The sequence below is a fragment of the Streptomyces sp. NPDC054883 genome, assembly GCF_053610645.1.
In genome coordinates, this window is record NZ_JBSGYT010000069.1 from 20,164 (window position 1) to 30,516 (window position 10,353).

5 protein-coding genes are annotated in these 10,353 nt (G+C 75.9%); all 5 read right to left on the reverse strand.

Annotated elements, in window-relative coordinates; all coding sequences use genetic code 11:
* Positions 1-606: 606 nt before the first annotated feature.
* On the reverse strand, positions 607-5,829 hold the full coding sequence (locus ACWGH1_RS32880; RefSeq protein WP_453409273.1) for a condensation domain-containing protein: 5,223 nt from the start codon (positions 5,827-5,829) through the stop codon (positions 607-609).
* 10 nt (positions 5,830-5,839) lie between these two features.
* Positions 5,840-7,672, reverse strand: a complete 1,833-nt coding sequence (locus ACWGH1_RS32885; protein WP_453409271.1) for a non-ribosomal peptide synthetase — start codon at positions 7,670-7,672, stop codon at positions 5,840-5,842.
* Between the two features lie 5 nt (positions 7,673-7,677).
* A complete protein-coding gene (locus ACWGH1_RS32890; protein ID WP_453356295.1) occupies positions 7,678-8,718 on the reverse strand; it encodes a TauD/TfdA family dioxygenase in 1,041 nt (346 codons plus the stop codon).
* A gap of 212 nt (positions 8,719-8,930) precedes the next feature.
* Positions 8,931-9,722, reverse strand: coding sequence for a thioesterase II family protein (locus ACWGH1_RS32895; protein ID WP_453356296.1), 792 nt, complete (start codon positions 9,720-9,722; stop codon positions 8,931-8,933).
* Positions 9,719-10,353, reverse strand: a 635-nt coding sequence (locus ACWGH1_RS32900; RefSeq protein ID WP_453356297.1) for a phosphopantetheine-binding protein, incomplete at its 5' end; no start/stop codon positions are given. The genes ACWGH1_RS32895 and ACWGH1_RS32900, both read right to left, overlap by 4 nt.

Below are 10,353 nucleotides of genomic sequence, written 5' to 3' on the forward strand. Positions count from 1 at the left end.
TGCGGAGAGGACTCCGTGGCCACCACGCTAGGTACGCCGAGGCGCCCCGGCGGGCAGTCCCCGCGGCAGCTCGCGCACCCGGTCCTGCCGCCCGCAACTGCCGCCGGGGCGCGCCCCGGCCGCGGCCCGGCCCGCGCACCGGACCCTGGCGTTGTCCTCGGGCGGTCAGCAGCAGCCAGGCCCGGCCGGCGCGGGCGACCGTTCCCCGGGCGACCGGTCACCGGGTCGGGCCGGACCCGGCAGGGCGGCGCGGTGCACGGGCTCCGGGGCCAGCACGATGACCGAGTCCGCGGCGTCGAAGCGTACGAGGTCCCGCTTGTCCGGGTTGAGCCGTACGCCGTAGGACGGCCCGAGCGCGCCGTCCCCCGAGGTCCGGCCGGGCGGGCGTCAGCCGCCGGACATCGGTGGTGTGCACAACGGTGTACCCGGCCACGCTGGTCGGCCGGCCCCGGGGCGACGAAGTCGCCGGATGTGCGGGTTCCGCCCAACGCGCGAGCTTTCGCTGGTCTTTGCGAGTGCCGCGGCCGGTGGGCACACCACGACGGCCGCAGGGCCCGACGACCACGGCATCGGGCCCTGCGGCCGCTTCCGTACCGCTGCGGTGTCCTACCGCACGCGCGCCCCCGACTGGGTGCGGCGGCGCAGGGCCGGGACGGGGGCGGCGGCCGGGGCGGCCGCCGCCAGCAGGGCCGCCAGCTTCGCCGGGGTCGGGTGGCGGAAGACCTCCCGGATGGTCAGTTCCCGGCCCAGCTCGGCCCGCACCCGGTTGACCAGCCGGACCGCGAGCAGGGAATGCCCGCCCGACTTGAAGAAGTTGGCGTCCGGGGTGACGCGCCCGTTCTCCAGGACCTCCGCGAACAGCCGCAGCACAGCCGCCGTCAGGCCCTCGTCCGCCGCCGGCGCCGGCCGGGGAGCGGCCACCGGGAGGTGCACCGCCGACGGCACCGCGTACTCCGGCAGCCGCTCCGCCGCCCAGGCCTGGAGTTCCGCCTCCGTGACGGCCCCCTCGGCGTGCCCGACGAGCCGGCCGTCCACTGCCTCGGCCCGCGCCCGGGTCACTGCCGGGTGCTCCGACAACACCGCCGCGACGTGCCCGGGGTCGATCCGGTAGCCCCCGATCAGGGGCCGGTCGGCCGGTCGCCGGTCGGCCGGCGCGGGCAGGTCGCCCACCCGCAGCGAGGGGTCCGCGGCGAACAGGTCCAGCGCCGCCACCAGCAGGTCCGCCAGCCGCCGGGCGCCCGACGGACCGTACAGGTCGGTCGCGTACTCCAGCACCCCGGACATCCCGCCGTCCGGGTGTTCCGTCAGGGCGAAGGTGAGGTCCGACTTGGCCGATCCGGCCCGGTACGCCAGCTCCTCGCCCGCCAGCGGACCGCATTCGGCGGGTGCGCCGGCCCCGGCCGGGTTCACCTGGAGCATCACCTGCACCAGCGCCTCGTGGGCGGCCGAGCGGTGCGGGTTGAGGTGCTCCACCAGCCGGTCGAAGGGCAGGTCCTGGTGCTCGTACGCGGCCAGGTCCGCGTCCCGTACCCGGCCCAGCAGCTCCGCGAACGCCGGGTCCCCGGACGTGTCGGTGCGCAGCACCAGCGTGTTCACGAAGAAGCCGACCAGCCCCGACAGCGCCTCGTCGGCCCGCCCGGCGACGGCCGTGCCGACCGCGAGGTCGGTGCCCGCGCCGAGCCGGGTCAGCGCGGCGGCGAGCGCCGCCTGCACCACCATGAACAGGGTGGCGCCGTGCGCGTGCGCCACCCGGACCAGCCGCCGGTGCGTGTCCGGGGCCACCGCGAAGCCGGTGACCGCGCCCCGGCCCGAAGGCTCGGCCGGCCGCTCCCGCTCCGTCGGCAGGTCGATCAGGGGCGGCAGGCCGGCCAGCGCCCGCTCCCAGTGGCCGAACTCCCGCTCCGTGGACAGCCCGTGCTGCCACAGCGCGTAGTCCGCGTACTGGACCGGCAGCGGCTCCCAGCGGGGCGCGCCCCCGCCGAGCCGGGCCTCGTAGGCCGCCGCCAGGTCCGCGAGCAGCGGTCCCGTCGACCAGCCGTCCGCCGCGATGTGGTGCAGCAGCAGCACCAGCGTCTGCGGGCCGCCCGCGTCGGGCAGGAACAGCCAGGCCCGGAACGGGAGTTCGCGCGTGAGGTCGAAGACGTAACCGGCCGCCTCGTCCACCGCCGCCGGTACGTCCGCGGGCCGGGCCAGCTCCAACTGGGGCCGGGCGCCGGCCAGGACCCGCTGGTACGGCTCCCCGCCCTCGGCCCCGTACACGGTGCGCAGCACCTCGTGCCGGGCGGCGACATCGGCCAGCGCCCCGGCCAGCGCCGCCGGGTCGAGCGGCCGCTCCAGCCGCCGGACCAGCGCGATGTTGTAGGTGGGGGAGGGCCCCTCCAGCTGGTCGGTGAACCACAGCCGGCGCTGCGCGTACGACAGCGGGATGCGCTCGGGCCGCCGCTCCGGCGGTACGGGCGAGGGCGCGGGCCGCGACGGGCCCGCGGCGGAACCCAGCCGGCGGTGCAGTGCGGCGGGCGTCGGGGCCAGGAACAGGTCCCGGATGCCGGCCTCCACGCCCAGCACGGACCGGATGCGGTTCACGAGCTTGCTGGCGAGCAGCGAGTGCCCGCCGGCCTTGAAGAAGTTGTCCGCCGGGCCGACCCGGTCCCGGCCGAGCACCTCCGCGAAGAGGCCGCACAGGATCTCCTCGCGCGGGGAGAGGCCCCCGGCGGTGGGCACCGCGCCGGGAGCCGGTGCGGCCGCCGCGGCAGCGGCGGCGGCGAGCCGGGTCCGCCGCTCGGCGATCCCCTGCTGCTCCGCCCGCGTGAGCAGCTCCAGTTCGCCCAGCCGGGCGTCGGCCGAGGCGGCGAAGGCGCCCAGTGCCCGTACGTACACCTCCAGCAGCAGCCGTGCTGTCTGCGCGTCGAACAGGTCCTCGGCGTACTGGACGTACACGTCCATCCCGGCGGGGCCGCCGTGCGCGTCCCGGCGCTCGGCGCAGTGGAAACTCAGGTCGAACTTCGCGGCGCCGAGGTCGGTGCTCGTGGCCCGCCCGGAGACCGGGCCGAGCCGCACCGCGTCGTCCGCCGCCTCCTGCACGGTCAGCATCACCTGGAAGAAGGGGTGTTCCCCCAGGGTGCGGCCGCCTTCCTCGCACAGGTGCTCCACCAGCAGGCCGAACGGCAGGTCCTGGTGGTCGAAGGCGGCCAGGTCCGCGTCCCGCACCCGCTCCACCAGTTCGCCGACCGCGGGGTCCCCCGACAGGTCGGTGCGCAGGACGAGGGAGTTGACGAAGCAGCCGACCAGCTCGTGCAGGTCCTGGTCGGGGCGGCCCGCCACGGGCGTCCCGATCGCCAGGTCCTGGCCGGCTCCGGTGGCGGACAGGGCCGCCGCCAGGGCGGAGCGGGCCACCATGAACAGGCTCGCCCGCCGGGTGCGGGCCAGCGCCGCCAGCCCGCGGTGCGCGCCCGCGTCGAGCCGGGCGGTCAAAGCGGCGCCGCGGCCCGACGGTTCGGCGGGGCGTGGCCGGTCGGCCGGCAGCACGGTGCGGGCGGGCATCCCGTCCAGGGCCGCCCTCCAGTGGTCCAGCAGCGCCGCCGGGTCGGCCAGCAGGCCGGCCTGCCACAGTGCGTAGTCGGCGTACTGCACCGGCAGCGGGCGCCACCCGGGCGGCCGGCCCGCGCACCGGGCCGTGTAGGCCTCGCCCAGGTCCCGCAGCAGCGGCGCCAGGGACCAGCCGTCGGTGGCGATGTGGTGGACGAGCAGGACCAGCACGCAGCCGCCGTCACCCGGGAGGAACAGCCGGGCCCGCAGCGGGATCCGCGCCGCCAGGTCGAAGGTCTCCCGGCCGAAGCCGGCCACCCGCTCCTCCAGGTCGCCCGGGGTGCACCCTACGGTCTCCAGCAGCTCCTGCGGGGTGTCCAGCACCCGCTGGTACGGCTCTCCGCCCTCGGCCCCGTACACGGTGCGCAGCACCTCGTGCCGCTCCACCACGTCGGCCAGCGCGGCGGCCAGGGCCGCCCGCTCGGGGACGCCGTCCAGGCGCAGCACCAGCGGGGCGTTGTACGTGGGCGACGGGCCCTCGATCCGGCCCACCAGCCACAGCGCGCGCTGCGCGGCGGACAGCGGGATCCGCTCCGGCCGCTGCCGCGCGGGGTCCAGCGCGGGCCGGGCCGTCGCCTGCGCGCCCCGCTCGGCCAGGCGCCGGTGCAGGGCGGTCGGGGTCGGGGCGAGGAACAGGTCGCGGATGCCGAGTTCGAGGCCGAGCGCGCCCCGGATCCGGTTGACGAGTCTGCCCGCGAGCAGGGAGTGTCCGCCGTTGCGGAAGAAGTTGGCGTCGGCGGCCAGCTCCGCCCGGCCCAGAACCTCCGCGAACAGCCCGCACAGGATCTCCTCGCGGGGGGACAGGACGTCCCGCCGGGCCGGCGCCGGGGCGCCGGTCTCCGGGCGGGCGGCGGCGGCCGTCCGGGCGGGCCGCCGGGCCAGGGCCGCCGACTCCTCGGCCCCCGGCAGTCCCAGTTCGCCCAGCCGCCGCAGCGGGTCGGCGGCGAAACCCTGCAGCGCCCGGACGTAGACCTCCAGCAGCAGCCGGGCCGTCGCCTCGTCGAAGAGGTCGCGGGCGTACTGGAGGCAGACCTCGACGCCGTCCGGGCGGCCGTCCGCCGTGTGCCGCTCGGCGCAGTACCACGTGAGGTCGAACTTCGCGGAGTCCAGGCCGACGTCCGCGAGGCGGGCGCCGACCCCGCCGCCGAGCGGCACCGGCCCGGCGGCGGCCCCGCCGCCCGCCTCCACGGTGAGCATCACCTGGAAGAACGGGTGGTGTCCCAGCGCCCGTTCGGGGGCCAGGTGCTCCACCAGCAGGTCGAAGGGCAGTTCCTGCTGTTCGAACGCGGCCAGGTCCGCGTCCCGGACCCGGCCCACCAGCTCGGCGACGGACGGGTCCCCCGACAGGTCGGTGCGCAGGGCGAGGGAGTTGACGAAGAAGCCGACCAGGTCGTACAGGTCCTCGTCCGGGCGCCCGGCCACCGGGGCGCCGATCACCACGTCCGCGCCCGCCCCGCAGGCGGACAGTACGGCCGCCAGCGCCGCCCGGGCCACCATGGTCAGGCTCGCCCGCTGCCCGCGGGCCAGGGCGAGCAGCCCGCCGTGCGCCGCCGCGTCGAGTCGGCCGGTCACCAGGCCGCCGCGGCCCGAGGGCTCGGCGGGCCGCGGCCGGTCGGCGGGCAGGTCGATCACCGCCGGAGCGCCGTCGAGGACGGCCCGCCAGTGCTCCAGCTGTTCGCGGGCCAGGCTGTCCGGGTCCGCGGGGTCGCCGAGCAGCTCGTGCTGCCACAGGCTGTAGTCCGTGTACTGCACGGGCAGTGGCTCCCAGCCGGCGGCCCGCCCGGCGAGGCGGGCCTCGTACGCCCGGGCCAGGTCGCGCAGCAGGGGCCGTACGGACAGCCCGTCGGTGGCCACGTGGTGGATCAGGAGGACCAGGACCGGGTTCCCGTCGCCGGAGGTGAACAGCCTTGCCCGCAGGGGAGGTTCGGCGGTGATGTCGATCGTCTCGCGGACGAACCCGGCCACCGCCGCGTCCCGGTCGGCCGCCGCGCACCGCACCGGCGCGAGCCCCGGCACGGCCGCCGCGTCCAGCACGCGCTGGTACGGCTCCGCGTCCGCGCCCGCGGGCAGGACGGTGCGCAGCACCTCGTGCCGCTCCACCACGTCGGCGAGGGCCGCGCCGAGGGCGCCGGCGTCGGGCTCCGCGTCGAGGTGCAGGACGACGGGGGCGTTGTAGGCGGCGGACGGGCCGTGCAGCCGGCCCAGGAACCACAGCCGCCGCTGGGCGAACGACAACGGGATCACGGTCATGTCCTCATCCGTCCTGGCGCTCGGCGGCCGCCGCGGCGGCCGCCTCCACGAGGGTATCGATGTGGGCGGCGAGGTCCCGCAGCCGCGGGTTGGCGTACACGGCCTTCACCGGCAGCGCGACCCGAAGCTCGGCGCGGACCCGGGACACCAGCTTGATCGCGAGCAGCGAATGGCCGCCCAGCTTGAAGAAGTTGTCGTCCAGGCCGATGCGGGAGGCGCCCAGGACGCTCGCCCACACCGCGGCGATCAGCTCCTGCGAGCGGGTCATGCCCTCGGCCGCCGCCGCGTCCGGCGCGTCCACCGCCGTCGCCGCCGGGGCGGGCAGTGCGGCCCGGTCCAGCTTGCCGTTGGTGGTGGTGGGGAAGCGGTCCAGGGCGACGAAGGCCGCCGGGACCATGTACGCCGGGAGCGCGGCGCCGAGCCGGGTGCGCAGCTCCGGGGCGCTGACGCGGCCGCGGTGGTAGGCGACCAGGCCGGGCGCCCCGTGGACGTCGTCCCGCAGTACGACGGCTGCTTCGGCGATCTCCGGCATCGCGGTCAACGCGGCTTCGATCTCCGGGAGTTCGATCCGGTGGCCGCGGAGCTTGACCTGTCCGTCGGCCCGGCCCAGGTAGGCCAGCCGGCCGCCCGGGAGGAGCCGTACGAGGTCACCCGTCCGGTACATCCGGCCCCCGTACCCGGCTCCCTCCCCGGAGTCCGCCAGGAACCGCTCCGCCGTCAGCCCCGGGCGGCGCCGGTAGCCGCGGCCCACGCGCGGGCCCGCCAGGTACAGCTCGCCGCTGCCGCCCTCGGCGACGGGGTTCAGCTTCTCGTCCAGCACCCGCGTCCGCAGCCCCGGCAGCACGTTCCCGATGTGCGGCGCGTCGGCCGGGTCCACCCAGCCCGCCGTCGCGTCGACGGTGCACTCGGTGGGCCCGTACAGGTTGACCGTGCGCAGTACCCCCCGTGCGCCCGCCTCGCCGAGGCGCCGCCACAGCGCGGGGCTGATCGCCTCGCCCCCGACCAGCAGCGTCAGCGGGCGCGGGCCGCCGTCGGCGGTGAGCAGGTCCAGCAGCGGTTCGGCGTGGGAGGGGGTGATGTCCAGATCGGTCAGCGCCTGCCCGTCGATCAGCGCGGCCAGCAGCGCGGGGTCCGCGCGGGTCTCGTCGTCGATCATCACCAGGGTGTCGCCCCGGCACACCCGCACCCACTGCTGCACGGAGGCGTCGAAGGACGGCGAGGCGTTCCAGCCGACGCGGCCGCCCTCGGTGGCGGCGATGCCCGCATCCTCCAGCTCGGCCAGCAGCGCGGAGGCCGCCGCCCGGCCGATCTCGACGCCCTTGGGCCGGCCCGTGGAGCCGGAGGTGTAGATGACGTACGCCAGGGTGTCCCCGGTCACCGGCACGGGGGCGAAGGCACGCGGCGCCCCGTCCGGCGCGGTCAGTTCGGCCACGGTCACGGCCGCCACGCCCGGCGCGGGCGGCTCGGCCGCAGCGTCCGCCAGGACCACGAGGTCGGCGCCCGAATCCTCAACCAGGTAGCGGCGTCGCTCGGCGGGCAGCTTCGGGTCGACGGGCAGATAGGCCGCGCCGGCGGTCAGGGTGCCGATCAGCGCGGCGACCAGCGAGGCACCACGGGGCAGGCACAGGGCGACCACGCTCTCCGGCCCGATTCCGCGGGCGGTGAGCCGGCCGGCGATCCGCATCGCCTCGTCGCGCAGTGCGCCGAAGGTCAGCTCGCGGTCCCCGGCCACGACGGCGGTGCGCCCGGCGGGGGCCAGCGCGAGGCGGGCCAGCAGGTCGGCGGGGGCGGCCGGGCCCTCGAGGGTACCCGGACGCTCGGGAAGTACGGCGGTCATGGTGGTCACTCCCCGGCGAAAACGGTGGTGGACGGCTGGGTCTCGGGGGAGCAGTCGGCCAGTGCGACCGGCTCGCCCATGGCGACGAGGATCTTCCGGTCCCCCTTGTAGGCCTCGCGGCCGTGTGCGCAGAGGATGTTGTCCACGATCATCAGGTCGCCCCGCTGCCAGGTCTCCCGTACGGTGACCCGGTCGTAGACGGCGTTGATCGCGTCGACCTCGGCGTCGGTGAGCCGGGAGCCGTCACCCAGGTAGGTGTTGAAGGGCAGGCCGTCCTCTCCGTACGTCTCGACCAGCACCTCGCGGATGTCCGGGTCCAGGGTCCGGCTGTTCCAGAAGGCGAAGTGGTTGAACCAGGTCTTCTCGCCGGTCACCGGGTGGGTGACGATGGCCGAGCGGCGCTGGCGGGTGATCATCGAATCGTCCTCGTCGACCCACTCGTAGCCGACCGTGTTCTCCTCGCAGTAGGCCTCGGCGACGGCCTTGTCCTGCGTCGCGAAGGTCTTGTACCAGGGCAGTCCGGCCAGTTCCGAGTAGTTGCGCACGAGCAGCCAGCCGGCCCGCGCGAAGCGCTCCACCAACTCCGGCGGCAGCAGGCGCAGGGCCTCGCGCATGTCGCCGACGGTGGTGGCACCGCCCTCCTCGGGGGCGATCACACAGCCGAAGAGGAGCACGCCCGGGAAGTCGAGGGTGTAACTGTTCTCGTTGTGGAGCCGGATCGGCTGCACGGCGGGCAGGTCGGTGGAGGAGAACACGCCCTCGCCGAAGTCGGTGCGCGGGGTGGCCTTCTCCTTGTAGCCGGCGCGCCGCTCGATCAGGGCGTCCCGCGCCGCGGCGAAGGAGGAGGCGTCCTCGACGGGCAGCCCCCGCAGCAGGACGGCGCCGCTGCGGTGCAACTCGGCCTGGATGTCGGCCCGGTGGGCGGTGAGCCAGGCCACGGCCGAGGCGAGGTCGGCGCCGGCCGGGGTGTGGACGACGACGGGCTTGCCGGGCTCGCGCACCGGGTCGATACCGGTCGCGGCGGGTGCGTCGGCGAACGTGGTCATGAGGAGTTCCTTAGAACGGTGCGGAGTCGGGAAAGGGGGCGGGACGCGGACTGGGGGTGTCTGACGGGTCAGGGTCGGATAGGCCGGGTCGGCTGGTGCCGTGGATTGCAAGGCGGAGGAGGGAGCCACTGCGGAGCATTGGGGACCGACGACAACGCGGCAAGGCGCGGTGCCAGGCGGTCCGGGCCCGGCCATGATCCGTCAGACACCCCCTACACGGCGGCCGTGGCGGGCGCGCCGGTCACCTCGGCCAGCACGGCGAAGAAGTCCGGCAGTTGCTGCTGGAAGTAGAAGTGGCCGCCGGGCAGGACGTGCGAGGCGAACGCGTGGTCGGTGATCTGCGCCCAGCGGCCCAGCGAGGCGGCCGGCGCGACCGGGTCGGCGTCCCCGCCGATCACCGTCACCGGGCAGTCCACCCGGGCCTCCGACTCCGCGCAGCGGTATACGTCGTCGATGGCGAAGTCCGCGCGGATGGAGGGCAGGATGATCTCGCGCAGCTCCGGCTCGTCGAGGATGCCGTCGTCCGTGCCGCCGCGCTCCTTGATGGCGGCGACCAGTTCGTCGTCGTCGAGCCGCTCCGGGTACACGGCGCACGGGTTGGCGAGGTAGGGGGCCCGGCAGGCCGAGGCGACCAACGCCCGGGGGGTGCGGCCGGCCGCCTGGAGGGCCCGTACGACCTCGAACGCCACCAGCGAGCCCATGCTGTGCCCGAGGACCACCAGGTCGTCGGTGGCCCCGGGGGGCAGGGCGGCCACGACGGGGCCGGCCAGGTCGGTGACGTCGCGCGGCAGGTCCTCGGCGAAGCGGGCGCCGCGTCCCGGGTACTGGCCGATGAGCAGCCGTACGTCCGCCGGGAGGTATGCGCGCCACTCGGCGTAGGCGTGGGCGTTGCCGCCCGCGTGCGGGAGGACGAGCAGCGCGGTGCGCTGCGGGCCTTCGCCCGGCAGGTCCCAGACCACGTCGTCGGGTGCGGGGGTGGCGTCGGGGTACTGGTCGTGGCTCATGAGGAACTCCGTTCCTGGTCGGGGGTGCGGCGGCGCAGCGCGGGCCTGGCCCGCCGGGGCGCCTCGGGCGCCGACTGCCGAAGCGTCTCGATGCGGCGGGCGAGGGTGGCGGGGGTGGGGTGCTGGAAGACGTCGCGGAGGGTGAGGGTGACGCCGAGGGTGGTGGAGATGCGGTTGGTGAGGCGTGCGGCGAGGAGGGAGTGGCCGCCGTGGTCGAAGAAGCTGTCGTCGATGGAGAGCGGGGCCGAGGTGTTCAGCGCTTCCGCGAAGTACGTGTGCACCTGCTGCTCCAGCGGGGTGCGCGGGGTGCGGCCGCCGGCCTTCAGTACCGCCTGCGGGGCCGGGAGGGCCCGCTTGTCGATCTTGCCGTTGGGCGTGAGCGGCAGCCGGTCGAGCACCACGACGAAGGCCGGGACCATGTGGTCGGGCAGCAGGGTGCGCAGCCACAGGCGCACGTCCTGCGGGGCGGGCTCCGGGTCGGTGGCGACCACGTACGCGCTGAGCTGCGGGGTGTTGTGGTGGTCGAGGTGGGTCGACAGGGTGGCTTGGGTGATGTGGGGGTGGGTGGTGAGGACGGTTTCGATTTCGGTGGGTTCGATGCGGAAGCCGCGGATCTTGATCTGGGTGTCGG